Source organism: Arthrobacter sp. 05T420 (assembly GCF_056396305.1).
The window spans coordinates 1-26,003 of the sequence record NZ_JBFTLG010000026.1 but is presented as its reverse complement, the minus strand read 5'-3'; the positions used below and the strand labels follow the sequence as shown (position 1 = coordinate 26,003).

At 66.0% G+C, this 26,003-nt stretch carries 20 protein-coding genes; 15 read left to right on the top strand and 5 right to left on the bottom strand.

Annotated features, from left to right (window positions below; translation table 11 throughout):
- Positions 1-8: 8 nt before the first annotated feature.
- Positions 9-362, top strand: coding sequence for a DUF2516 family protein (locus AC1DEM_RS20485; protein ID WP_476886118.1), 354 nt, complete (start codon positions 9-11; stop codon positions 360-362).
- A 126-nt stretch (positions 363-488) separates the two neighbouring features.
- On the opposite strand, the gene AC1DEM_RS20480 is transcribed toward AC1DEM_RS20485, so the two are convergent.
- Positions 489-1,337: a class I SAM-dependent methyltransferase gene (locus AC1DEM_RS20480; RefSeq protein WP_476886117.1), complete on the bottom strand. Its 849-nt coding sequence runs from the start codon at positions 1,335-1,337 to the stop codon at positions 489-491.
- 161 nt (positions 1,338-1,498) lie between these two features.
- Between AC1DEM_RS20480 and AC1DEM_RS20475 the strand changes: the two genes are divergently transcribed.
- The gene (locus tag AC1DEM_RS20475) at positions 1,499-2,245 is read left to right on the top strand and encodes a phosphoglyceromutase (RefSeq protein WP_476886116.1); all 747 of its coding nucleotides are present in this window, start codon (positions 1,499-1,501) and stop codon (positions 2,243-2,245) included.
- 148 nt (positions 2,246-2,393) lie between these two features.
- Here the strand turns inward: AC1DEM_RS20475 and phoU are convergent, their stop codons facing one another.
- Positions 2,394-3,056: a phosphate signaling complex protein PhoU gene (gene phoU / locus AC1DEM_RS20470; protein WP_476886115.1), complete on the bottom strand. Its 663-nt coding sequence runs from the start codon at positions 3,054-3,056 to the stop codon at positions 2,394-2,396.
- A gap of 207 nt (positions 3,057-3,263) precedes the next feature.
- On the opposite strand from phoU, the gene AC1DEM_RS20465 reads away from it, so the two are divergent.
- Positions 3,264-4,496, top strand: coding sequence for a sensor histidine kinase (locus AC1DEM_RS20465; protein WP_476886142.1), 1,233 nt, complete (start codon positions 3,264-3,266; stop codon positions 4,494-4,496).
- Positions 4,493-5,173, top strand: a complete 681-nt coding sequence (locus AC1DEM_RS20460) for a response regulator transcription factor (RefSeq protein WP_090583992.1) — start codon at positions 4,493-4,495, stop codon at positions 5,171-5,173. The genes AC1DEM_RS20465 and AC1DEM_RS20460 overlap by 4 nt, the downstream gene beginning before the upstream one ends.
- 142 nt (positions 5,174-5,315) lie before the next feature.
- Here AC1DEM_RS20460 and AC1DEM_RS20455 read toward each other — a convergent pair whose 3' ends face one another.
- A complete protein-coding gene (locus tag AC1DEM_RS20455; RefSeq protein WP_476886141.1) occupies positions 5,316-5,879 on the bottom strand; it encodes a hypothetical protein in 564 nt (187 codons plus the stop codon).
- Between the two features lie 327 nt (positions 5,880-6,206).
- Between AC1DEM_RS20455 and AC1DEM_RS20450 the strand changes: the two genes are divergently transcribed.
- The 6 genes from AC1DEM_RS20450 (at position 6,207) to rlmB (ending at position 11,378) form a co-directional block, all read left to right on the top strand.
- Positions 6,207-6,689: a CarD family transcriptional regulator gene (locus AC1DEM_RS20450; protein ID WP_026266570.1), complete on the top strand. Its 483-nt coding sequence runs from the start codon at positions 6,207-6,209 to the stop codon at positions 6,687-6,689.
- A 210-nt stretch (positions 6,690-6,899) separates the two neighbouring features.
- A complete protein-coding gene (ispD, locus tag AC1DEM_RS20445; RefSeq protein WP_476886114.1) occupies positions 6,900-7,730 on the top strand; it encodes a 2-C-methyl-D-erythritol 4-phosphate cytidylyltransferase in 831 nt (276 codons plus the stop codon).
- Positions 7,727-8,233, top strand: coding sequence for a 2-C-methyl-D-erythritol 2,4-cyclodiphosphate synthase (gene ispF / locus AC1DEM_RS20440; RefSeq protein ID WP_476886113.1), 507 nt, complete (start codon positions 7,727-7,729; stop codon positions 8,231-8,233). Before ispD ends, ispF begins: the two co-directional genes overlap by 4 nt.
- 104 nt (positions 8,234-8,337) lie before the next feature.
- On the top strand, positions 8,338-8,688 hold the full coding sequence (locus AC1DEM_RS20435; protein WP_476886112.1) for a hypothetical protein: 351 nt from the start codon (positions 8,338-8,340) through the stop codon (positions 8,686-8,688).
- 117 nt (positions 8,689-8,805) lie between these two features.
- Complete coding sequence (gene cysS / locus AC1DEM_RS20430) at positions 8,806-10,254, top strand: cysteine--tRNA ligase (RefSeq protein ID WP_476886111.1); 1,449 nt, start codon at positions 8,806-8,808, stop codon at positions 10,252-10,254.
- A gap of 122 nt (positions 10,255-10,376) precedes the next feature.
- Positions 10,377-11,378, top strand: coding sequence for a 23S rRNA (guanosine(2251)-2'-O)-methyltransferase RlmB (gene rlmB, locus AC1DEM_RS20425; RefSeq protein WP_476886110.1), 1,002 nt, complete (start codon positions 10,377-10,379; stop codon positions 11,376-11,378).
- Between the two features lie 448 nt (positions 11,379-11,826).
- Here the strand turns inward: rlmB and AC1DEM_RS20420 are convergent, their stop codons facing one another.
- Positions 11,827-12,630: a carbon-nitrogen hydrolase family protein gene (locus AC1DEM_RS20420; protein ID WP_476886109.1), complete on the bottom strand. Its 804-nt coding sequence runs from the start codon at positions 12,628-12,630 to the stop codon at positions 11,827-11,829.
- Positions 12,631-12,745: 115 nt separating this feature from the next.
- Here AC1DEM_RS20420 and glgX point away from each other — a divergent pair, with 115 nt between their 5' ends.
- Together glgX and AC1DEM_RS20410 are read left to right on the top strand one after the other, a co-directional pair.
- The gene (gene glgX / locus AC1DEM_RS20415) at positions 12,746-14,860 is read left to right on the top strand and encodes a glycogen debranching protein GlgX (protein WP_476886108.1); all 2,115 of its coding nucleotides are present in this window, start codon (positions 12,746-12,748) and stop codon (positions 14,858-14,860) included.
- A gap of 22 nt (positions 14,861-14,882) precedes the next feature.
- On the top strand, positions 14,883-15,239 hold the full coding sequence (locus tag AC1DEM_RS20410; protein ID WP_476886107.1) for a barstar family protein: 357 nt from the start codon (positions 14,883-14,885) through the stop codon (positions 15,237-15,239).
- Between the two features lie 6 nt (positions 15,240-15,245).
- On the opposite strand, the gene glgP is transcribed toward AC1DEM_RS20410, so the two are convergent.
- Entirely contained in the window at positions 15,246-17,864 is a 2,619-nt protein-coding gene (gene glgP, locus AC1DEM_RS20405; RefSeq protein ID WP_476886106.1) for an alpha-glucan family phosphorylase, read from the bottom strand.
- 150 nt (positions 17,865-18,014) lie between these two features.
- Between glgP and AC1DEM_RS20400 the strand changes: the two genes are divergently transcribed.
- The 3 genes from AC1DEM_RS20400 to AC1DEM_RS20390 are packed head-to-tail and all read left to right on the top strand — an operon-like array spanning position 18,015 to position 25,625.
- Complete coding sequence (locus tag AC1DEM_RS20400; protein WP_476886105.1) at positions 18,015-20,087, top strand: alpha-1,4-glucan--maltose-1-phosphate maltosyltransferase; 2,073 nt, start codon at positions 18,015-18,017, stop codon at positions 20,085-20,087.
- Positions 20,088-20,092: 5 nt separating this feature from the next.
- Positions 20,093-21,889 carry a maltose alpha-D-glucosyltransferase gene (gene treS / locus AC1DEM_RS20395; protein ID WP_277526480.1) on the top strand — a complete coding sequence of 599 codons (1,797 nt, stop codon included), beginning with the start codon at positions 20,093-20,095 and terminating at the stop codon, positions 21,887-21,889.
- A 1-nt stretch (position 21,890) separates the two neighbouring features.
- Entirely contained in the window at positions 21,891-25,625 is a 3,735-nt protein-coding gene (locus tag AC1DEM_RS20390) for a 1,4-alpha-glucan branching enzyme (protein ID WP_476886104.1), read from the top strand.
- Positions 25,626-26,003: the final 378 nt, after the last annotated feature.

Here is a 26,003-nt window from a genome sequence, read left to right as displayed (position 1 = left end):
CTGGGGGAGTGGACGGACGCATACTCATTTACTTTGTCGAATCCGGGGTTTACCTGGTCCTGGCCGTCGTGGCCTTTGCCCTGGAGGCATGGGCGTTTTTCGACTGCCTCCGGCACAAGGCCAACGCGTTCGAGGCCGTATCGAAGCGGACCAAGACCTTCTGGCTGGCCCTGACCGGCGGCGCGTTCGCCGTGGGCCTATTCTCCCTGCTCGCGCAGCTTGGCAGCGGCGGCGGCGCCGGTTCGCTCGGCATTTTCGGCCTTGCGGCCGTGACGGCCGCGTCCGTGTACCTTGCCGACGTCCGTCCCGCGGTCAAAGACGCCGGCCGCGGCCGCAACATGGGCCCCTACGGCCCCTGGTAGTCCCCGCCGGCTCCCTAAAGCTCGCAAGCTCGCTTTGGGAACCCTGCCGGCGTGGGCCCACCCGCCGCCCCTAAGCTCGCAAGCTCGCTTTGGGAACCCTGCCGGCGTGGGCCCTAAGCGCACAAGCTAAGTCCTTGGCGCCACGGCTTCCCAGCCGACCGTCACTTCGCCCAGCCGCCAGCGGGACGGGCCGTCCTGGATGGGCCAGCCGGCGTCGAGCAGCGCACGGCACATTGCTGTAAAGCGCTGCCGGCTGCCGAACGACGCCAGCGGCGCCGCGTCCAGCCAGGCTTTGTCCATCGCCTGCAGGTAGGCGTGAATTTTCTCGCCGGGCACATTGCGGTGGATCAGGGCTTTTGGCAGCCTTTCGGCCACGTCGGAGGGCAGAGCGAAGGCGCCGAACCGCATGGATAAGCTCAAGCTCAGCGGCCGCTCGACGTCGAGCGCCACCCAGGCGGAGCGCCGCCCGATTTCATCGCACGTGCCGTCGATGAACAGCCCGCCCGGCGCGAGACGGTCCTGCACCAGCCGCCAGATGCCCGGCACGTCGGCTTCCTCGTACTGCCGCAGCACGTTGAAGGCGCGGACCAGCACGGGATTTCCGGTCACTGGCAGTTCGAAGCCGCCCAGCTGGAACATCAGGCCGGGCCGTTCCAGTGCCTGGGCCTGCCGGACACGCTCCGGTTCGATTTCGATGCCCACCACCTGCATATCCGTGCGGACCGCGGCGAGGCGTTCGAAGAGTTCGACGGCGGTGGCCGGCGAGGCGCCGTAGCCGAGGTCGACGGCGAGGGGATGGGCCGCAGCGCGCAGCCGCCAGGCCTGCGGCCCGGTCAGCCAGCGGTCCACCCGTCGCATCCGGTTGGGGTTCGTGGTTCCACGGGTCACGTTGCCCACGGGCCTGCCACCACGCGCGCCGCTTCTCGTTCCGCCCTGGTTCCGGGGGGACAGCACCCGTTCAGCCTTCTGCACCACCGGCCAAGCCTATCCTCCAACGCACTCCTACCCTCCAACGCGGGGTCACTTGCGGCCCATTACAGGCCGCGGGATGGGCGCGATGTGACCCCGCGTTGTGGTGAAGCGCACGCCGTGTAACGCACGGCACCGCCGCCAACCGCTCGGCTAGGATAAAAACCATGACTTACAAGCTGATTCTGCTGCGCCACGGCCACAGCGACTGGAATGCCAAGAACCTCTTCACCGGCTGGGTGGACGTCGACCTCAATGACCAGGGCCGTGCCGAGGCCGTACGCGGCGGCGAGCTGCTCGTGGAGAACAACATCCTCCCCGACATCCTCTACACCTCGCGGTTGAAGCGGGCCATCAACACGGCGAACATGACCCTCGAAGTGGCCGACCGCGGCTGGATCGACGTCAAGCGCGACTGGCGGCTCAACGAGCGCCACTACGGCGCACTGCAGGGCAAGGACAAGGCTCAGACCCTCGCCGAATTCGGCGAGGAGCAGTTCATGCTGTGGCGCCGGTCCTACGACACCCCGCCGCCGCCCCTGGCCGACGATTCCGAGTTCTCCCAGGTGGGGGACCCGCGCTACGCAGACCTTGGTGACGCCATCCCGCGCACCGAATGCCTCAAGGATGTCCTGATCCGACTCATGCCGTACTGGGAATCGGACATCAAGGAAGACCTCAAGGCCGGGAAGACCGTCCTGGTCACAGCCCACGGCAACTCGCTCCGCGCCCTCGTTAAGCACCTCGACGGGATCAGCGACGAGGCCATCGCCGGCCTGAACATCCCCACCGGCATCCCGCTGGTCTACGAACTGGATGAGGACTTCAAGCCGCTGAACCCGGGCGGCACCTACCTCGACCCTGAGGCCGCGGCCGAGGCCATCCAGGCAGTCGCCAACCAGGGCAAGAAGTAGGCGGCACGGCAGGGCAAGAAGCAAAAGCAAGCGCGAGGCATAAAGCGCAAGAACAAACGACGGCGTCCGGCCACCCCCAAGGTGACCGGACGCCGTCGTTGTATCAGTGCAGTTGCGTCAGTGCAGTTGCGTCAGCGCGCAGCCGGCGTCAGATGTGCTCGGTAGTGTTCGGCTGCCACGCTCCGGTGACCAGGTAGGTGACCTTCTGGGCAACGGAGACGCCGTGGTCGGCGAAGCGCTCAAAGTAGCGGCTGGCCAGGGCAACGTCCACAGTGGTGGCCGGCGACTCCTGCCAGTCGCTGCGCGCGATCGCCTTGAAAACGCTCAGGTGCAGGTCGTTGACGGCGCTGTTGGCCTTCATGATCTCCCGTGCCACGCCAAGGTCGCGGGTGGCCAGCAGTTCCGTGAGCTTCTGGGCGATCAGCAGGTCCTGCTCCGCGAAGCTCTTGAAAGTCTCGCGCAGCTGGTCCGGGACCACCGACGCCGGGTAACGCAGACGCGCCAGCTGGGCCAGGTGGCGGGCGAGGTCACCCATGCGCTCCAGCGAGGCGCTCATCCGGAGCGAACCGACCAGCATGCGCAGATCGCTCGCCACCGGACCCTGAAGGGCAAGGATGTCGATGGCGCGCTCGTCGAGGCTGTTCTGCAGGAAGTCGATGCGGGCATCGGCGGCAATCACGTCCTCGGCGAGGTCGATGTCGGCGCCTTCGAAGGCTGTCGTGGCCTTGTCGATGGCCTCTGTGACCAGCGTTGAGATCTCGACGAGCTGTTCCCTTACCTGGGCGAGCTCCTCCTGAAAAACCTTACGCACGTGTGCGTCCTTTCCTCGGAAATATTGCCTGCAATCGAAGTGGCGGGCCTATTTCGGTTCACCTACCGGCGCTCCAACGCTCAACTCTTTCAGTATCCGGTGAACTGTTACGCCCCAATAGGTGAACGTTAGCTGAACCGGGGCCCGAATCGCAGGAGATTTCGGTTTCGGCCCCGTGGCACGGCATAAGCTGGAGCCGTGGATCCAATGCTCATCGGCGTGATCGCCGGCCTGATCGGCCTCTCGTTTGGCATGTTCGGCGTTCTCGCGTTCCGGGTGAGTGAGCAGCAGCGGCACATTGTCGACGTCGACGTCGACGACCCCTCCCTGCCCGAGGGCGCCGCGGAGGTGCTGGCCGTCCTCGGCCGCGCTTTTGTGGTGGTGGATGCGATCGACGGCGTGGTCCGCGCCAGCCCCGCCGCCTATGCCTACGGTCTGGTCCGCGGGCACACAGTGGTGCACCAGCAGCTGCTGGAACTGACGGCCAAGGTGCGGCGGGACGGTGTCATCCTCGAAAAGCAACTGGAGCTGCCGCGCGGCCCGCTCGGCCAGGGAACGATTATTGTCCAGGTCCGGGCAGCCGTCATTACGGAGGAATACATCCTGCTGCTGGCCGATGACCGGACCGAACTCACCCGCACCGAGGAAGTCCGCAACGACTTTGTCGCGAACGTCTCCCACGAACTGAAGACACCCGTTGGGGCGATCTCCCTCCTGGCTGAGGCACTCGAATCGTCCGCTGACGACCCCGAAGCGGTTAAGCGGTTCGCCAAGCGCATGCACAAGGAATCGACCCGGCTTGCGGCCCTGGTGCAGGACATCATTGAGCTCTCCCGTCTTCAGGGCGCCAACGTTGCGCAGCAGGGCCGCCCGGTGGACATCAATACGGTGGTCAACGAGGCCGTGGACCGCTCCCAGCTGCCGGCCGAGAGCAAGAACATCCAGCTGGTGGTTGGCCGGCACGCTGATGCCATGGTCTACGGCGACCAGGACCTCCTCGTGACCGCCCTGCGCAACCTGATCGACAACGCCATCCGGTACTCGCCGGAGAACACCAAGGTTGGAGTGGGCATCCGGGTCAAGGACGGCCTCGTGGGGGTCTCGGTGACGGACCAGGGCGACGGGCTCAGCGCCGAGGACCAGGAGCGTGTCTTCGAGCGCTTCTACCGGGTGGATGCCGCCCGGTCCCGTCAGACCGGAGGCACGGGGCTTGGCCTGAGCATCGTCAAGCACGTCATTTCCAACCACGGCGGCGAGGTGACCCTGTGGTCCCAGCCCGGCCAGGGTTCCACGTTCACCATTCGACTTCCCGAGATGGAAGGGCAGGACGACGGCGACGCTTCCGACGCCGGCAAGCCCGCTGCCCACACTTCCGGTCGGGACCCCAGACCGCAACGACGTGACGCCGCCGGCGTCCATGAGCAAGGAGCTACCGCTTGAGCCGGATTCTGATTGTCGAGGACGAGGAGTCCTTCAGCGACCCCCTGTCCTATCTGTTGGGTAAAGAAGGCTTTGAGGTCGAGGTGGTGGACAACGGACTGGACGCCATCACCGAATTCGACCGCAACGGCGCCGACCTCGTCCTCCTGGACCTGCAGCTGCCGGGCCAGTCGGGCACCGAGGTCTGCCGCCAACTCCGGCAGCGCTCCGGCGTGCCCGTGATCATGCTGACCGCCAAGGACTCGGAAATCGACAAGGTGGTAGGGCTGGAGCTGGGAGCCGACGACTACGTCACCAAGCCCTACTCCTCGCGGGAGCTCGTGGCCCGGGTCCGCGCCGTCCTGCGGCGCCAGAGCGAACCGGAGGAACTCGTCTCCAGTACGGTGCAGGCCGGTCCGGTCCGGATGGACATCGAACGCCACGTGGTCAGCGTCGGGGGCGAGCAGATCGCCTTGCCGCTCAAGGAGTTCGAGCTGCTGGAAATGCTGCTGCGGAACTCCGGCCGGGTCCTGACCCGCGGTCAGCTGATCGACAGGGTCTGGGGCTCCGACTATGTGGGGGACACCAAGACCCTCGACGTCCACGTCAAGCGGCTGCGCAGCAAGATCGAACCGGATGCCTCCGCGCCGCGTTACCTGATTACCGTTCGCGGGCTGGGTTACAAGTTCGAGCCCTAAAGCCGGAGTTCAGCTGCCCGGCGGCCTGGCCGGGCAGCTGAAGGTCCCGGGCACGTCTAAGACCAGGCAGCTACATCCAGCCGACATGCAAAAGGAGGGGCACCCGCAGGTGTCCCTCCTTTTGCGTTGGATCCAGTTGAAGCTAGTGGCCGGCAGTGCTGCTCGGCGTGGGCGTCTCGGCCGCAGGTGCCGTCTCAGGCGACGTCGCCGCGTCCGTGGCGGTGGGCTCCGGCGTCGGCAGGTACTTCTTGTAGTCGGCGATCGTGCCGTCCATGACCGGAACCTTGAACTTGGCGTCCTGGCTGGTGCCGTCCTCGGAGATGGTCACCTCGGCCACGGATCCCGGCTTGGCGCCGGCGGCGCTCAGGATCGCCGGGGCGGTGGAGTCGTTGAGCAGGGTGTAGGACTTCTGCTTGACCGGAACTTCGGCCTGCGATCCCGCCGCGCCCTTGATGGTCAGCACAACGTCCTTGGAGGACGTGTTGTACACGGCGCCGATCACGCGGCCCGGCTTGTCCTCGCCGTCGGCGATGATGATGAAGTTGCGCAGCTCCAGCGCTCCGAGATCAGTGCGGGTTCCGTCGGATGCCGAGTACTGCTCCGAGGTCTGCTGGGGGTTGATGTAGCCACAGCCGGTCACGGACAGCAGGCCAATGCCCAGTGCAGCCGTAGCCATTGCCAGCTTGCCGCGCTGGCCCCGGTTCATCGCAGTGAAACGCACGTCACGCACTCCTTGAGAGTCTTGGAACATTATTCAGCCATAGCCTATCCGCAATCGGCCTCAAACAAGGACTCGGCGCCTACACATAAGCGCGCAGACGCGTGCCACTCCCCGCGGCCGGAGCTCGCTTGGCGGGGGCCGGAAACCTCTTGGCAGTTAAGGCCAAAGGCACTATTATCCGCATTCGTCAAGGGGTTTGGGGGGGTCGATTGAGGCCATTTTCCCCGGATTCATGCGGTTCTCGGCACCTTTCGATGCCAGTTGTATGCCTTAATCGTGATAAACTGGTCTGCGGGAAAGGGGAATGTCCACATGGTTTTTGAGGTCGGCGAGACAGTAGTTTACCCTCACCACGGTGCAGCGAAAATTGAAGAAATCAAGATGCGCACTGTCAAGGGCGAAGAGAAGATGTATCTCAAGCTCAAGGTGGCTCAGGGTGATCTGACCATTGAAGTTCCAGCAGAAAACGTTGACCTGGTTGGGGTTCGGGACGTAGTGGGCAAAGAAGGCTTGGAGCACGTGTTCGATGTGCTGCGGGCCGAGTTCACTGAGGAACCCACCAACTGGTCACGTCGTTACAAGGCAAACCTGGAAAAGCTTGCTTCCGGTGACGTCATCAAGGTAGCAGAGGTCGTCCGCGACCTCTGGCGCCGTGATCACGACCGGGGTCTCTCCGCCGGAGAGAAGCGCATGCTGGCCAAGGCCCGCCAGATCCTGATTTCGGAACTGGCACTGGCTGAGAAGACTGATGAAGAGAAGGCCGCAAGCGTTCTCGACGAGGTCCTGGCTTCCTAGCACAGGGCCGGCCCCAGCAGGGCCGGCGCAGATAAGAATCGAACCCCGGTGGCCTCCGGCCGCCGGGGCTTCTTTTTGCCTTTTTTCAACCGCCGCCCCCGGTTGCGCTATCACTCGGGGTCCCTCTGAGCGTGGCAGGGTCATATGGTCGCAGCCACAACTGACAGGGCGACGGGATAGTCGAAGGCGCGGGGACGTAGTCTTGTGCGCATGGATACTGCACCGACGAATACGTCACCAGCCGGTCCCACCACCGCGGTCATTGTTGTGGCCGCCGGTTCCGGCCAGCGGCTGGGCTATGGCATGCCGAAAGCAAAAGTGCCTCTAGGCGGGGACAGCATCCTCACCCACGCCCTGCGCGGCGTTGCAGCCGCCGGGATCGCGCAGCAGATCTGCGTTGCGATCCCCCCGGGGGACACCGAGCTGCGGGCGCTGTGCGAGGCCTTCGCGCAAGAGCTTGAGGCGGTGCACGGCCTCACGGCGCCGGGCCACGGCGTCCAGGTCCCGGTCGTCACAGTGGTCGACGGCGGTGCGAACCGCGCCGATTCAGTCCGCGCCGCGATGGCCGCCCTCCTGCCTGATACTGAATCAGTTCTGGTCCACGATGCCGCCCGGGCATTGGTGCCAGAGGCCGTTTTTCACCGGGTGGCAGCGGCGCTTGGCGCCGGTGCCTCGGCCGTCATTCCGGTGATTCCGGTGGTCGACACGGTCAAGACCGTCGAGCCGACCACCGGCGACGGCGCAGCGGTGGCCCCCGAGCTGGTCACCGGGACGGCGCCGCGGGAGTCGCTCCGTGCCGTGCAGACGCCGCAGGGGTTCGCCTTCGCCACCCTCAAACGCGCCCACGAGGCTGCCGCGGGGTTCGACGCCGGCCAGGCCGCCCTCGTCACGGACGATGCCATGCTCGTGGAGCTGATCGGTGTCCCCGTCCACGCCGTGCGCGGCGCCAGCCAGTCGCTGAAGATCACCACGCCCCTGGACCTGATTCTGGCCGAAGGGCTCCTCGAGGGCCCCCTGGGTGTGCGCTGGGTGGAGGGATGAGCATGTCCACCAACGCGCACTTGATCCCCAGGACCGGGATCGGGATCGATGTCCATGCCTTCGCCGCAGACGACAAGCCGCAGCCGTTGTGGCTCGGTGGCCTCTTCTGGGAGGGGGAACGGGGACTCTCCGGCCACTCCGACGGCGACCCCGTGGCGCACGCCGCAGCCGACGCGCTTTTCTCGGCCTGCGGGATCGGGGACCTCGGCACGCATTTCGGTACGGACCGGCCCGAGTATGCCGGAGCGTCCGGCGTGACCCTGCTGGCCGAGGCCGCCAGGATTGTTCGCGCCCACGGGTTTGAAATCGGCAATATCGCCGTTCAGTTCGTGGCCAACCGGCCCAAATTCGGCCCGCGGCGGGAGGAATCCCAGCGGGTCCTCAGCGACGCTGCCGCAGCGCCGGTCAGCGTCACGGCAACCACGAGCGACGGGCTCGGATTTACCGGCCGGGGCGAGGGGATCTCGGCCGTCGCAACAGCGCTCGTCTACCCGGCCGGCTAGCCACCGCAGCCTAATCACTTTGAATACGGGCGGCCCCGGTCCCCTACGCTTGAGGGGCAAGACCCGACCGTTACCTCCCGTTCCGAATCGCCAGGAGACCCGCCGTGAAAAAGCTGTTGACCGCCGTCGTACTCGTGGCAGGGACCATGCTGAGTGGCTGTGCCGGCTCGACGACGGCACCCAATGCCACACCAAAGATGAGTGTCGAGGAGAGCTGCAAATTCCTCAACACCGACACCTTCGTGCCCTCCGGGAGCGCGAAGGAGCAGGCCGCCCAGATTGGCCAGCATTACCAGGAAGTTGCTGACAAGGTGGCGCCGGAAGTGGGCGCCCCCATCCAGCAGATGGCCGACGTCATGAAGCAGGTTGCGACGAGCCCCACGGGAACCAAGACCGCCGAACAGACAGCCAAGCTCACGGAGCAGATCAACAAGATTGGGCAATACTGCAAGTAGGCTGCCGGACCGGAGGCTCCCCGGACTCCGGGCCTGTCGCCAGCCGGTATAGCCGCTGGTAAGCCGTAGGTCATGCCGCGGGTAAGGCCGCGGAGCGCCATCGGCTAATCTGGAGCGGTGACCCTGCGCTTTTACGACACTGCATCCGCCGAAGTCCGCGACTTCGTCCCCCTGGTACCTGGCAACGTGAGCCTGTACTACTGCGGAGCCACCGTGCAGGGCATGCCACACGTCGGCCACATCCGCTCGGCCATCGCCTTCGACCAGCTGACCCGCTGGCTGCAGTACCGCGGCTTCCGTGTGACGGCGGTCCGCAACGTCACCGACATCGACGACAAAATCCTCGCCAAGTCCGCCGCGTCCTTCGACCCCGATTTTGAGGACGAGCCCGGTGCGCTGCGCAACGAGGAATGGTGGGCCCTGGCCTACCGCTACGAGCAGGAATTCCTCAAGGCCTACGACACCCTGGGCGTCTCCCGCCCCACCTATGAGCCCCGCGCCACCGGCCATATCCCGGAAATGCACGCCCTCATCCAGCAGCTGATCGACCGCGGCCACGCCTACCCGGCCCTCGACGACTCCGGCGACGTCTACTTCGACGTGCGTTCCTGGTCCAAGTACGGCACGCTGACGCGGCAAAAACTCGACGACATGCAGGGTGCCCCGGACGCGGACCCGCGCGGCAAGAAGGACCCCCGGGACTTCGCGCTGTGGAAGGGCTACAAGGACGGGGAACCGACGACCGCGAGCTGGGCCTCCCCGTGGGGCCCCGGCCGCCCGGGCTGGCACCTCGAATGCTCCGCGATGGTCACCAAGTACCTCGGCACCGAGTTCGACATCCACGGCGGCGGACTGGACCTGCGCTTCCCGCACCACGAGAACGAAATGGCACAGTCCCAGGCGGCCGGCCACGGGTTCGCCAACTTCTGGATGCACAACGGCATGGTCACCTATGCCGGCGAGAAGATGTCCAAGTCCATCGGCAACACCGTCAGCCCGGCGGAAATGCTCGAACTCGCCCCTCCGCGCGTTGTCCGGTATTACCTCGGGCAGGCACAGTACCGCTCGGTTCTGGACTATCAGCCGACGTCGCTGCAGGAGGCCGCCGCCGCCGTCGAACGGATCGACGGCTTCCTCACCCGTGCCGGCCGGATCCTCCCCGACGCGGGAACGGAGACGTCCGCAGCTTCCGTCCCGGAGGCTTTTGCTTCGGCCATGGACGATGACCTGAACGTCCCGCAGGCCCTGGCGGCGCTCCACGAAACCGTCCGGGCCGGCAACACGGCCCTCACCGACGGGGACCTCGACGCCGCGGGGCAGGCACTCGCGAGCGTCACCGCCATGGTGGAGGTCCTCGGCCTCAACGCCACCACGACGCCGGCGGCCGACGAACACGCCAACACCGCCCTCGGCGTCCTGGTCGAGGCGCAGCTGGCGGCGCGTGCAGACGCCCGGGCAGCCAAAGACTGGGCGGCGTCCGACGCCATCCGGGACACCCTGACCGCAGCCGGCGTCGTGGTTGAAGACGGTCCGGACGGGGCGAGCTGGAGCCTCAAGCGCGGCTGAACCTCGTTGCCGGCGGCCGGTGAAGCGAGCCGCCGTCGTCCCCTCCGGTCGAGGATTTTACTCGAGTCAGTAGACTGGAGGTCAGACTTATCAACGAATCGCGTATTTAAAGGGTGAAACTCATGGCCAACAACGGTCGCCGCTCGGTCAAATTGAAGAAGGGCCCCTCCGTCGGAACCGGCGGTCACGGTCGCAAGGCACTTGAGGGCAAGGGCCCCACGCCGAAGGCGGAGGACCGCCCCTATCACAAGGCGTTCAAGAACAAGCAGCTCTCGGAGCGATCCGAGGCCAAGCGCGCCAGTGGCAGCCGCACTACCAGCGCCGCCGCCCGCACCGGCCGCTCCGGTCCCAAGGGTCGCGCCACGGAAGAAGTTGTCACCGGACGCAACTCCGTGGTCGAAGCCCTGCGCGCCGGCATCCCGGCCAAGGCCCTGCACGTCGCCGTCCGCATCGAAATGGACGACCGCGTCAAGGAATCCCTGAAGCTCGCCGCCGAACGCGGCATCCCGCTGATGGAAACCGGCAAGCCCGAGCTCGATCGCATGACCGACGACGCCATCCACCAGGGCCTCGTGCTGCAAATCCCGCCGTACGAGTACCAGGACGCCTACGAGCTCGCCGAGGAAACTCTGGAGTCCTGGAAAAAGGGCCACGTATCCAACGCTCCGCTCTTCGTTGCCCTCGACGGCATCACCGATCCCCGCAACTTGGGCGCGATCATCCGCTCCGTCTCGGCCTTCAGCGGCCACGGCGTCATCGTCCCGGAGCGCCGCTCCGTTGGCGTCACCGCCTCAGCCTGGAAGACCAGCGCCGGCGCGGCGGTCCGCGTCCCCGTCGCACGCGCGGCCAACCTGAACAACACGCTCAAGGCCTTCAAGAACATGGGCATTTACGTCCTGGGCCTCGACGGCGACGGCGACGTCTCGCTGCCCGCACTCGCCCTGGCCACCGAACCGGTATGCATCGTCGTAGGGTCTGAGGGCAAGGGCTTGAGCCGCCTGGTCCGCGAAAACTGCGACCAGATCGTCTCGATCCCGATCGACTCCGCCATGGAATCCTTGAACGCCTCCATGGCAGTGGGCATCTCCCTCTACGAAATCTCCCGCCAGCGCGCCGCGGAGTAGTCCCAGCTTCGTTGGGGCTATGTCACCTTTCGCGCCGTACGGAACGCTCCCTCACATCTCGTGGGGGAGCGTCGCCGTTTAACGCGAAAACGGCCAACAGCAACGCGGGGTCACTTCGCGCCCATCCTGAGGCCTCGGATGGGCGCGATCTGACCCCGCGTTGCTGTTGGCATCGTCCCTCGGCTACTTGCTTGTCGTGGTGGCGTTTTGCCGTCGGTCGGGAGCGCCGTTGGTCCTCTAAGTACTACAGCGCGGGGTGGGCTGAATTCGAGCGGGCGCCGGGGTCCTGCAAAGGAGCGCATCGCCGACCAGAGCCGGATGAGGCCGCCCAGCGGCCGAAGTAGGCGTCGGGAGGTGTCTAAGCGACGGCAGGGCACCGGTGTCCGCGGGTGGTGACCAGAAAAGTGGTGACCACAACCAGACGCCTCGGCCTAGAAAATCGGGCGGCTTAGAACTTATGCCGGTTGGCTAGGACCGGGAGTTTGGCGCGGGCTTCCTTGACGGCGGCGGTGTCGAGGTCGGTGAATAGCAGGCCCGGGGCGCCGTCGAGCTGGCCCAGGATGTCGCCCATGGGGGAGATCACCACGGAGTGCCCGACGCCGGTAGGGGCGGAACCCTTGACCGGGAGGCCCTGGCTGGCGGGATCGCCCTGGCCACAGGCGAGGACAAAGGTCGTTGAGTCCAGGGCGCGGGAACGGGCCAGGAGCTTCCACTGGTCGGCCTTGCCGGGGCCCGATCCCCACGAGGCGCACACAATGTTCACGTCGGCACCGCGATCCGCGTTTTCCGTGAACAGGTTCGGGAAACGGACGTCGTAGCAGGTGGCGAGGCCGAACGTCACGCCGTCGAGCTCGAAGGTGACGGGGGCGGTGCCGGCGTCAACCGTGTCCGACTCGGCGAAACCGAAGGCATCGAACAGGTGGATTTTGTCGTAGCTGGCCTCGAGGCCGGGGCCGGTGACCAGCAAGGTGTTGCGCACCTTAGCGCCATTGCCGGCAGTCCCAGGGGTGAACATGCCCGCGATGATCACGATGCCGAGTTCCGCGGCGAGGGCGCGCACGCGGGCAGCCCACGGACCGTCCAGCCGTTCCGCGATGTCCAGGAGCGAATTGCCGAAGGCCCGCATGGTCGCTTCCGGGAACACCACCAGGTCCGCGCCGCCGGCCTTGGCCTGGCGCGCGTAGGAGTCCACGAGGGCCAGGTTCGCGGCCAGATCGCGGCCGGTGATGATTTGGGCTAGTGCAACGCGCACATTTACCTCCAAGTCGGCGCTTCATTACAGTATGCAGTGCGGCGGTCCGTACACTGCAAAACGTCATGAAAACGAAAACGGGGGCCACTTGTCCGGCCCGGCTAAGCTTTAAGCAATGGTTATGTCTTACATAGATACCGCTTCCACCGTAGACGCTTCGCGGGCGTTTCCGCTGGGGATCAGCACTCCGCACACCGGATCACCGGCAGTGGACGATCCCCGGGGTGAGTGCGCCAACGTGGCCGTCTACGCGCCCGGCGTGGCCACCTTGGAGATTGCGTATCAGGCACCGGGGGGCACCTGGCAGGTAAAGACCCTGCCCAATTACACCGACGGCGTGCACCACGGCATTGTGGAGGGCATTCCCGCCGGTTCGCGCTACGGCTTCCGGGCTTCGCCGGAACACGAGGCCCTCCCGCTGTCCATGCCCTCCACAGATTTTGATGGTGTCGGCGAGCAACCGTTGCTGATGGACCCCTATGGCCGGGGCGTCGACGAACGTGAGGGCCTGATCACCAGCGTCCGGGTCGGCGACGACTTTGACTGGGGGCTGGACCGCAGCCCGCGCGTCCCATGGCGCAACACGATCGTCTACGAGGCCCACGTGAAGGGCCAGACGAAGCTGCACCCGGATATTCCGGAGGAACTGCAGGGGACGTACGCCGGGATGGCCCACCCGGCCATGATCGAGCACCTGGTCTCCCTGGGTGTCACGGCCATCCAACTGCTGCCCGTCCATTTCCATGTGGACGAGCCTCACCTGCAGCAGCTTGGGCTGACGAACTACTGGGGCTACAACACAGCCGCCTTCTTTGCCCCGCACCCCGGTTACGCCACCGCGGCCGCCCAGGCCGCCGGTGCCCGCGCAGTCCAGGACGAGTTCAAGGGCATGGTCAAGCTGCTGCACGCCGCCGGGCTCGAGGTCATCCTCGACGTCGTGTACAACCACACCGCCGAGGGCGGCACGGACGGTCCCACCCTGAACTTCCGCGGCCTGGGCGAGATGCAGTACTACCGCAACGACGGCCACGGCAAGTATGTGGACACCACAGGCTGCGGCAACAGCCTGAACTTTGGCGAACCCCGCGTGGTGCAGCTGGTGCTGGACTCCCTGCGCTACTGGGTGAGCGAGTTCCACATCGACGGCTTCCGCTTCGACCTGGCCGTCACGCTATGCCGGAACAGCGCCAACGAATTCGATCCGCGGCACCCCTTCCTCGTCGCGGTGGGCGCCGATCCTGTCCTGTCCGGGGTCAAGCTGATTGCCGAACCCTGGGACGTCGGCTACGGCGGCTGGCAGACCGGCCGGTTTCCGGCCGGGTGGGTGGACTGGAACGACCACTTCCGCGACGCCGTCCGCAGCTTCTGGCTCGCCGACCGCGCCGCGATCGACGGCGGCGGTAGCGGCGGTCCGGTGGCGCGCCTCGCGGACGCTCTCTCTGGTTCCGCCCGGCTGTTCGAGTCCTCGGGCCGGACCCGGCTTGCCTCGCTGAACCTGATCACAGCCCACGATGGCTTCACTCTGGCCGACCTAACCGCCTACGACCGCAAGCACAACGAGGCCAACGGCGAGCAGAACCGGGACGGCCACGGCGACAATCGAAGCTACAACCACGGCTTCGAGGGCCCCACCGAAGACGTCGATATCCTCGCCAGGCGCGCCCAAAGCCGGCGTAACCTGATGGCCTGCCTGATGATTTCCCAAGGCGTACCCATGATCACCGCCGGGGACGAGATCGGCCGGACCCAGCACGGCAACAACAACGCCTACTGCCAGGACAATGCGATTACCTGGATCGACTGGACCAGCACCACGGAATCCCATGCGATGCTGCGCACCACCAAGCGCGTCATCCGGCTACGCAAGGAGTTCCTGGCCAGCCAGCCGCATGATTACCCTGCGCGAGACAAGCAGTCCTACTTCCACTGGTTCGATGTGGACGGCAAGCCGATGTCAGCGGACACGTGGCATGACCCCGGCCACCGGGTGATCCAGCTCCTGCTCGGCTCCGACGATGGGCACGTGGACGGCCTCGTGGTGGTCAACGGCGGCGCCGACGATGTCAAGGTCACGTTGCCGCAGCTGAGGAACGAGGACGGAACTGGGCACCGGCTCTTCGAGCTTCGCGTGACCACCTCCGAACTCCATGACCGGCGTCAGGGCGCCCGCGTTGCCTCCGGTGAACGGGACCTCGTCCAGGCCAACACGATCAATATCTACCGCACGTAATTATTTCGAGATTAAGGACCCCATGAAGATTTATTCGGCCGAGACCTGGACCATCGAAGAACTCACGGCCCAAATCGGCGACGCCGGCCGCCGCGCCTTGGTGGTCCCCGCCGCTGATACCAAGCAAGGGGTCCTGGACAGGTTCGGCGAACTTCTGGACATTCCCGATGAGTACGGCACCGACCTGGATGCCCTGCACGATTCGCTGCACGACGTCGCGGATGCGGTGACGGACGACGGCGAGGCCCCTGTCACCTTCATCTGGCAGGTGCCTGCCGCCTTCCGCGCAGATCTCTCGTTTGCAGTCATCTGCGAAACGCTGCAGGACGCCGAAGGCTATGCCGGCAAGAGCCTGGACGTCATCGCCGTCTGCCTTTAGAGGACATCAGGCGTTGACGATCAGGCCCAGTTCCGCCTTGGAGGCCAGCGCCTCATTCTTGGGGAGCACGCGCACGGTGTAGCCGAAGGACCCCGAACGGTCGATCACCAGCGTGCCGCTGAAGAGATGCCGGCCCTTGCCGAGGTCCTCGGCGGCCTTCAGCTCCGCGACCGTGATGTCCGTCAGCTCGTCCGTGTCCCCGGCCCGGCCGTAGGCCACTTCAACATAGACGTCGTCCGGGGAGAGCTCACGCAGGGCAACGTACGCATTGACCTGCAGCAGATCGCCGATCTGCGGGTCCTCGGAAACCCCCACAGAGTCGACGTGTTCCACCTGGATCTGCGGCCACGCGGTCCGGATCCGGGACGTCCACGCCGCCAGCGCCTTGGCCTGCGCGTAGTTGTCCGCCACGGCGTGGCGTCCCGCGATTGCGGCGGGCCGGTACAGCACATTGACGTAGTCCCGGAGCATCCGTTCCGCGGAGACCGCCGGCCCAAGGTGGGACATGGTGTGCTTGATCATGGAGACCCAGTGGGTGGGAACCTTCTGCGGGCCGGGCTGGGACGGTCCGGCGGCTCCGGCCTCGGCGGACACGGTGAGCCCGTAGAACCGCGGTGCCACCTGCGTCTCGAGCAGCTCGTACAGTGCCGCCGCCTCGATGTCGTCACGTTCTTCCGGGGAGGCGTCATTGTTGGCGGTCGGGATCGCCCAGCCGTTCTCGCCGTCGTACATCTCATCCCACCAGCCGTCCATGACCGAGAGGTTCAGCGAACCGTTCAGGGCAGCCTTCATGCCGGACGTTCCGCAGGCCTCCAGCGGGCGCAGCGGGTTGTTCAGCCACACATCGCAGCCGGGGAACAGGGTCCGGGCCATGGCGATGTCGTAGTTGGGCAGGAACGCGATCCGGTGCCGCACGGCGGGGTCGTCGGTGAACCGGACCAGGTCCTGGATCATTTTCTTGCCGGCGTCGTCGGCCGGGTGCGACTTCCCGGCTATGACCAGCTGGATCGGGTGCGTCTTGTGCAGCAGCAGCGCCTTGAGGCGCTCGGGGTCCCGCAGCATCAGGGTCAGCCGCTTGTACGTCGGCACGCGGCGGGCAAAGCCAATGGTCAGGATGTCCGGGTCCAGGACGGAGTCCGTCCAGGCCAGCTCGGCGTCGGCCGCGCCGCGCTTCTTCCAGGCTGCCCGGAGCCGGCGCCGGACATCTTCGACCAGGGACACCCGCATCTCGCGCCGCAATGCCCACAGGTCCTCGTCGGTGACGTTGTACGCCAGGTCCCAGCGGCCCTGCGCCTCCGCCTCGGCGCCGAACTGGTCCCGCGCCAACGCCGAGATCCGGGGGTCCACCCAGGTGGGGACATGCACGCCGTTGGTGACGGAGGTGATGGGGATTTCGGAGTGGTCGAAGCCCGGCCACAGGGCGGAGAACATTCCACGGGAGACTACGCCGTGCAGTTTGGCCACACCGTTGGCCCGCTGGGCCAGCCGCAGTCCCATGACGGCCATGTTGAACACGAACGGGTTGCCGTCAGCGAAGTCTTCCCGGCCCAGGTCCAGGATCTTTGCCACGGGGACGTCCGGGGCGAGGCCGGCCTCGAAGAAGTGCTGGATCTGGGAAATCTCGAAGCGGTCGATCCCCGCGGGGACCGGCGTGTGGGTGGTGAAGACCGTGGACGCCCGCCCGGCGGCCAGAGCTTCCTCCCAGCTCAACGGCGCCGTGCCGGACATCAATTCCTGGATCCGCTCGACGCCAAGGAACCCGGCGTGGCCCTCGTTGGTGTGGAACACCTCCGGCGCGGGGACGCCCGTGAGCCGCTGGAACTCGCGCAGCGCCTTGACCCCGCCCATGCCCAGCAGGAGTTCCTGCTGGAGCCGGTGGTCACCGCCGCCGCCGTACAGACGGTCGGTGATGCCGCGGGCGGCTTCGTCGTTGCCCGGAACGTTGGAGTCCAGAAGCAGCAGCGGAACGCGCCCGACGTCGGCCCGCCACACGTGCGCCAGCAGGCGGCGGCCCTGAGGGAGGGGCAGGGAGATCTGGATCGGTTTGCCGTTGCCGTCCGGGGCGGCCTCGCGCAGGAGCGTCAGGGGCAGACCGTCCGGGTCGAGAACCGGGTACGTTTCCTGCTGCCAAGCGTCCCGGGAGAGCGACTGCTTAAAGTAGCCGGCCTGGTAGAGGAGACCGACGCCGATTAGCGGGACGCCAAGATCCGAGGCCGCTTTCAGGTGGTCGCCGGCCAGGATGCCAAGGCCGCCGGAGTACTGGGGCAGGACTTCGGTGATGCCGAATTCGGGCGAGAAGTAGGCGATGCATGCCGGGGCGCCGTCGCCCAGGCCCTGGTACCAGCGCGGCTGTTCCAGGTACCGGTCGAGGTCGTCGGCCGCGGCATGGACCCGCTGAACCACATCCTGGTCCGCCGCGAGCCGCTGCAGCTCTTCCCGGCTGACCAGGCCCAGGAAAGTCACGGGGTCGTGGGCGCTCTCCGCCCAGATCCCGGGGTTGAGCCCCTCAAAAAGCTCCCGGGTGGGCCGGTGCCAGGACCACCGGAGATTGGTGGCGAGCCGGGCCAGCGGCCGGATCGACTCCGGGAGAACGGTTCGAACAGTAAATCTGCGGATTGCCTTCACCAGCGAAACACTAACGGACAAGTCGTTGCCCCGGAACGACTTTAAGATTCTTTCCCGTAAATGACGGTTATGGGTCCGCCAGAACCGGAAACGTCCCAAAAAGGTTCGGGGGCTTAGCATTCTGGCCGTTTTGTAGATAACGTCGAGCCTGTGACAAATAACTCGCGAACCAGTGCCGTGTCCAAGCAAAAGCCCAAGGCCCTGATCACGGATGGCCTGCGATTTGGCCGCTTTCCGATCACCGCCGTGCAGCCTTCGGTAGAGGGCGGAAAGTTCCCCGCCAAAGCCGTCGAGGGCCAAACCATAGTCGTGGGAGCCACTGCGTTCCGGGAGGGACACGATCAGCTCGGCGTCAGCGCCGTTTTGCTCGACCCCCGCGGCAAAGAGCGGCAGCGAGTCCGCCTCGCCCCGCCGCGCGGACCGCGAGGGATGGGCACGGACCGCTGGGAAGGCCTCCTGACCCCGCCCGCCACCGGCAACTGGTCCTTCGTCATCGAAGCCTGGCACGACCGCTACGGCACCTGGCACCACAACGCCGAGGTCAAGGTGGAGGCCGGGATCGACGTCGAGCTGATGCTGGCCGAAGGCGCCGCACTGCTGGCGGAGGCCTCCGAGGACGCCTCGCGCCCCTCCGGTGACCGCAGAACGCTGCGGATGGCCGTCGTCGTCCTCTCCGATACTTCCCGGTCACCCGAGGAGCGCCTCGCCGCCGGCTTCGGCGCCGACGTCGCTGCCGTGGTGGAACGCCAGCCCATCCGGGAATTTGTGACGGTTTCAGAGCCCTACCCGCTGCTGGTGGAGCGTGCGCTGGCCGGGTCCGGCTCCTGGTACGAATTCTTTCCGCGTTCCGAAGGCGCCGTGCGCAACCACGAGACGGGCGAATGGACCTCCGGTAACTTCCGCACGGCAGCGCGGCGCCTCGACGCCGTCGCCGCCATGGGTTTTGACATCATCTATATGCCGCCGATCCACCCGATCGGTGTCCAGCACCGCAAGGGACCGAATAACACCCTGATCGCCGGGCCGCACGATCCCGGCTCGCCGTGGGCCATCGGGTCCCACGAGGGCGGCCATGACGCCATCCACCCGGATCTGGGCACCTTCGAGGACTTCGACGCCTTCGTGGCCCGGGCCGGCGAACTGGGACTGGAAGTGGCCTTGGACCTGGCGCTGCAGGCAGCGCCGGACCACCCATGGGTGCAAAGCAACCCGGAATGGTTCACCACCCGCGTCGATGGCACTATTGCATACGCGGAGAATCCGCCGAAGAAATACCAGGACATTTTCCCGCTGAATTTCGACAACGACCCCGCCGGGCTGTCCAACGAAATTTTCCGGATCGTGATGCTCTGGGTTAGCCACGGCGTCAAGATCTTCCGGGTGGATAATCCGCACACCAAACCCGTGTGGTTCTGGGAATGGCTGATCGCCAAGGTCAACAAGAAGCACCCCGACGTCGTGTTCCTGGCCGAGGCATTCACCCGCCCGGCCATGATGCACGCTCTTGGCCGGGCCGGCTTCCAGCAGTCCTACACGTACTTCACCTGGCGGAACACCAAGGAGGAACTGGAGACGTACTTCCAGGAGGTCAGCCACGAATCGGCGGCCTACTTCCGGCCGAATTTCTTCGTCAACACCCCTGACATCCTCACCGAATACCTGCAGTTCGGCGGCCCGGCGGCCTTCAAGATCCGTGCCGCCCTGGCCGCGACGGCGAGCCCCATCTGGGGCGTCTACGCCGGCTTTGAGCTCTACGAACACGTGGCACGTCCCGGCGCCGAGGAGTACATCGACAACGAAAAGTTTGAGTACAAGTCCCGCGAATGGGACGCGGCGGCCGAATCCGGACGCAGCCTGGCTCCGTACCTGACCCGGCTCAACGCAATCCGCCGCGCGCACCCGGCCCTCGGGGACCTGCAGAACCTGACGGTGCACCAGAGCTCGGACACTTCCACCGTGGTGTACTCCAAGCACAAGACCCTCCCGGACGGGACCAAGGACACCTTGATCGTCGTGGTCAACGTGGACCCGCACGGCACCCGGGAGAGCACCGTATCCCTGGATTTGCCGGCGCTGGAACTGGACCCGGAGAACTTCACCCACAACGGCCGCTTCATGGTTGATGACCTGCTGACCGGCGAGAGTTGGGAATGGGGGGAGTACAACTACGTCCGCCTGGACCCGCACGTCGAGCCCGTTCACGTTCTTAGCATCCGGAGGTAGTGCCAGTGAGTTTCAGCCCGCAGAACCCGAGCCAGCACTTCAGCCCGAGGGGGAGCTTTGAACTGAACGCTCCAGGGCTCCAGCACGATCCCCTCTGGTACCGCAAGGCGGTCTTCTACGAGGTGCTCGTCCGGGGCTTCGCCGACGGCAACGGAGACGGCTCGGGCGATTTCCACGGCCTGATCGACAAGCTGGACTACCTGCAGTGGCTGGGGGTGGACTGCCTCTGGCTCCCGCCGTTCTTCCAGTCACCGCTGCGCGACGGCGGCTACGACATCTCGGACTACAACTCCGTGCTGGACGAGTTTGGCACCATCAGCGACTTCAAACGGCTCGTGGCGGAGGCGCATGCCCGGGGCGTCCGGGTGATCATCGACCTCCCGCTGAACCACACCTCCGACCAGCACCCGTGGTTCCAGGAGTCGCGCAAGGACCCCGACGGCCCGTTCGGCGATTTCTATGTCTGGAGCGACACGGACGAGAAGTATGAAGACGCCCGCATCATCTTCGTGGACACGGAGGAATCCAACTGGACCTTCGACCCCATCCGCCGGCAGTTCTTCTGGCACCGGTTCTTCAGCCACCAGCCCGACCTCAACTTCGAGAACCCCAAGGTCATCGACGCGCTCTTCGACGTCGTGCGGTTCTGGCTGGACCAGGGCATCGACGGCTTCCGGGCCGACGCCATTCCCTACCTGTTCGAGGAAGAGGGCACCAACTGCGAGAACCTGCCCCAGACCCACGAATTCCTGCGCCAGTTGCGCCGGATGGTCGATGAAAGCTATCCGGGCCGGGTAATCATTGCTGAGGCCAACCAGCCTCCCGCGGAGGTGGTGGAGTACTTCGGCACCGAAGAGGAACCGGAGTGCCACATGGCGTTCCACTTCCCGATCATGCCGCGCCTCTACTACGCGCTGCGTGACCAGAAGGCGGCCCCCATCATCGAGACGATGAAGGACACGCCGGACATCCCCGAAGGCGCCCAGTGGGGAACGTTCTTGCGCAACCACGACGAACTGACGCTGGAAATGGTCACCTCCGATGAGCGCGCCGCGATGCTCGGCTGGTACGCGCCGGATCCGCGCATGCGCGCCAACATCGGTATCCGACGCAGGCTGGCTCCGCTGCTGGATAACTCCCGCTCCGAAATTGAGCTCATCAATGCCCTGCTGCTGTCCCTGCCGGGCAGCCCGTTCCTGTACTACGGGGACGAGATCGGCATGGGGGACAACATCTGGCTCGAGGACCGCGACGCCGTCCGCACCCCGATGCAATGGAACCCGGACCGAAACGCCGGGTTCTCCGCCGCCGACCCCGGCAAGCTGTACCTGCCAGTGATCCAGTCGCTGGTCTACAACTACAGCATGGCGAATGTGGAGGCCGAGGCCGCCCATTCCGGTTCACTCCTGCGCTGGACGCGGCAGATCCTGAGCGTCCGCAAGAACCACCCCGCCTTCGGGTTGGGCGGATTCAAGCACGTGGAGGCTGACCACGACGTCGTCCTCGCTTACCTGCGTGAACTCCCGGAAGGCAACGCCGCCGGGGCGGACGCTGAGACCATTCTGTGCGCCTTCAACCTCTCCCAGCATCCCGTGGCGACCACGCTGCGCGTGCCAAGCTTTGCCGGCAGGGGCCTCCGGGATGTCTTCGGCGGCCAGGCGTTCCCGGGCATTGGCGAGGACGGAACCCTGACGCTGACCCTGGGCAGCCACGATTTCTTCTGGCTGCGGATCCGGTCCGCCGCCTCCAACCCGGCATCACCGTTCACGCAGGCGATGCCCGTCCTGTCCATTGAGGGTTGAGATGACTCGACCAGCACTTGCCCCAGCCTTGAGCGGACTGCTTGGCGCCTGGCTTCCGCGCCAGCGATGGTTCCCCGTCAAGACTGCCGAGTTCACCTTCGAGCCGGCGGGCAGCCTGCGCCTGGAGACCGCCTCGGACGAGGGTGTCCCCGGCGGGGCAGCCTTTGAGGTGTTGCTCGTTGCGGTGTCCTACCCCACTCCCGGGGGCAGCCGGACCGACATCGTCCAGGTGCCGCTCAGTTTCCGGCCGGAACCCCTGCCGGGGGCAGAGCGCGCGTTGATCGGCGAACTTCCCGGCAGCCGTGCTGATGCCGCGCACCGGTGGGTCTACGACGGCGTCCATGACGCCGCCTTCGTCGCCGCCTGGCTCGAGCTCATGCGTCACGGCGGGAGCACGCCGTCGGGGAATGCCACCGGCCACCTGGTGGAGTCCGGCTACCGCCTGCCGTTCGCGACGGGCAAGGTCAAGGTGCTCGCCGGCGAGCAATCGAACAGTTCAGTGATAGTCGACGACGGCGGCTCGGCCGCCATCGTGAAGTTCTTCCGTGTGCTCTCGGAAGGCCAGAACCCCGAGGTTGAAATCGGTGCGGCGCTGACCGCAGGGCGCACCGAGGAGGTCCCGGCAACCCTTGGCTGGGTAACCGGTGAGTGGGAGACTCCGGCGGCCGCCCTCGGGACGGAACCGTCGGGCGCCGCCCGACCTGCCCGCGGCGAACTCGCTGTTGGGCACGAATTCCTCGCCGGTGGGCTCGATGCCTGGGGGCTCGCCGTGGACGCGGCCAGCCGGGGAACCGGGTTCACAGCCGAAGCCCACGCGCTGGGCGCCGCAACAGCCACCGTGCACCGGAGGCTTGCCGAGGCACTGGGTACAGCCGCCGAAACCGTGCCGGGGCAGGACATCGCTCCGGGAGTAGCCCAGCGTGTCCGCGAGTCCTGGGCCCAGGCGTCCAACGCCGTCGGGCCGTACGAGGAAGCGCTGGACGCTCTCCTCGGCCGGCTCGAAGGCACCAGTGCCGGACCGCTCCAGCGGATCCACGGCGACCTCCATCTCGGGCAGATCCTGCAGGTTCCGGCCAGTACTGTCCCGGCCAGCACCGTCCCGGGCGAGCCCGGGGCCGCGCCGCGCTGGGCCATTCTCGACTTCGAGGGCGAGCCTCTGCGCCCCATCTCGGAACGCAACTTCCCTGACGTCCCCCTTCGCGATGTCGTGGGCATGCTGCGGTCCTTCGACTACGCCGCCGGCGCCGCCGTCCGCGAAAATCCCGGTGCCGTGGTGCCGGGAACCTGGGTGGATGACTGCGCCGAGGCCTTCCTGGCCGGCTACGCCGAAGTCATCCCCGGCAGCATCGACCGCGACTCGCCGCTCTTTGTGGCGCTGTGGCTCGACAAAGCCCTCTACGAAGTCATTTACGAATTAAGGAACAGGCCGGACTGGCTCCCCATTCCGGTGAATGCATCGCGTCGTCTCCTCGGTAGTACAGGTTCCGGCGTCGCCGCCGAAGCCGCAGCGGAAGGTATAAAAATGACAGGATCAGCACGTATCGATCGGCCCGGCGCACCACTGCCCGTGGACGGCGAGACCCTTGCGAGGGTCTCCAGCGGCGAACACCACGCGCCCCACTCGGTCCTGGGCGCCCACCTTGACGACCACGGCCACGTCACGATCCGGACGGTCAAGCACCTGGCGGAAGAAGTTTCTGTCGTGACGTCGGCGGGCACCACGCCCATGACGCACGAATCGGGCGGCGTGTGGGTGGCCGTGATGGAACCGCTCGAGCACGGCCACGTGCCGGATTACCGGCTCGAAGTGACGTACAAGGACCACGAGCCGCAGGTCATGGACGAGCCCTACCGCTACCTGCCGACCATTGGCGAAGTGGACCTTCACCTGATCGGTGAGGGCCGGCACGAACGCCTGTGGGATGTGCTGGGCGCGCATGTCCAGCACTACAAGTCCTCGCTGGGCGACGTCGACGGTGTGTCCTTCGCCGTCTGGGCCCCGAACGCTCAGGCAGTGCGCGTCAAGGGCGACTTCAACGGCTGGGACGGCCGCGAACACTCCATGCGCTCCCTGGGTTCCACCGGCGTGTGGGAAGTCTTCATCCCGGGGGTTGTAGCAGGGGCGTGCTATAAGTTTGAACTGCGGACACGGCATGGATACTGGGTGGAAAAGGCGGACCCGCTGGCATTCGGGACCGAGGTCCCCCCGCTGACGGCATCCCGCGTGGTTGAGCCCTCCTATGTCTTCAAGGACGCCGAGTGGATGGACGCCCGCGCTGCCCGCGATCCGCACAACTCGCCCATGAGCGTCTACGAGGTCCACCTCGGCTCGTGGCGGGTGGGACTGGGCTACAAGGAACTGGCCAAGGAACTGGTCGAATACGTCAAGTGGCTGGGCTTCACCCACGTGGAATTCATGCCCGTGGCCGAGCACCCCTTCGGCGGCTCGTGGGGCTACCAGGTCACCTCCTACTTCGCACCGACCTCGCGCTTCGGGCACCCGGACGAATTCCGCCACCTCGTCGACGAACTCCACCAGGCCGGGATAGGCGTCCTCCTTGACTGGGTCCCGGCGCACTTCCCGAAGGACGAATGGGCTCTGGCCCGGTTCGACGGCGAAGCCCTCTACGAGCACGCCGATCCGAACCTGGGCGAACACCCGGACTGGGGCACGCTGATCTTCGACTTCGGCCGCACGGAGGTGCGCAACTTTCTGGTGGCCAATGCGCTGTACTGGCTCGAGGAGTTTCACATCGACGGACTGCGCGTGGACGCCGTCGCCTCCATGCTGTACCTCGACTACTCGCGCGAAGAGGGGCAATGGCAGCCAAACCGCTATGGCGGCCGCGAGAACCTAGAAGCGATCTCCTTCCTCCAGGAGGTCAACGCCACCGTCTACAAGACCCACCCTGGCGCGGTCATGATCGCCGAGGAATCCACCGCATTCCCCGGCGTCACCGCCCCCACGAGCGGCGGCGGCCTGGGCTTCGGCCTCAAGTGGAACATGGGCTGGATGCACGACTCGCTCAAGTACATGGCCGAGGACCCGTACAACCGCCGGTGGCACCACGGCACCATCACGTTCTCGATGGTCTATGCCTTCACGGAAAACTTCCTCCTGCCGATCAGCCACGACGAAGTTGTGCACGGTAAGGGCTCCATGCTGCGCAAGATGCCCGGTGACCGGTGGCAGCAGCTGGCAAACCTGCGCGCCTTCCTGGGCTACCAGTGGGCCCACCCGGGCAAGCAGCTGATCTTCATGGGCACAGAATTCGGCCAGGAAGCGGAATGGTCGGAGCAGTACGGCCTGGACTGGTGGCTGGCGGACATCCCGGCACACAAGGGCATGCAGCTGCTGACCAAGGACCTCAACGAGCTCTACCGTTCCACGCCGGCCCTGTACGAGCAGGACAACCAACCCGAAGGCTTCCAGTGGATCAACGGGGGAGACTCGGACCGCAACGTGCTGACGTTCATCCGCCGCGATGCGGACGGCAACCCGCTTGTCTGCGCGGTGAACTTCTCCGGCGGCCCGCACACGGACTATCTCCTGGGTGTTCCGGCGGCCGGCGAATGGCAGGAAGTGCTCAACACCGACGCCGCCAGCTACGGCGGTTCCGGGGTGGAGAACGCCGGCACCCTGATTGCAACGAAGGACGCCCTCGACGGGCAGCCGGCCGCACTCGTCGTGACCCTGCCTCCGCTCGGGGCGGCGTACTTCAAGCCGCTGGGCTAGGGGGAGCGCCCGGGTAGCCGGGCGGGTGGCGCCGAAGTAGGTCCGTGAGAGGCCCGGAATCCGCGTGATTCCGGGCTTTTCTGCACCCTCTTCCAGGCTGCTTTGTCAGCCACGCGAAGTGGTGGTAGAGTTTATTTCCGCGCTGCTCCCCGGAGTTGAACGGCCACAAAAACCCAGAAGCCAATGGCAAGCTGAGTTTGGAACGCCGATTTGACTAGGGTGAAGCGGCCGGGTAAGTTTGAAAAGTTGCTCCGGAGCGATCCTTGACTGTAGTGGTTGTGGTGGTGCCGGGTGTGTCTGTTGTTTGAGAACTCAATAGTGTGCCAAGTTTGTTGATACCAATTTATTGTATTGAATTGGTTGAATTGACCAGGTTGC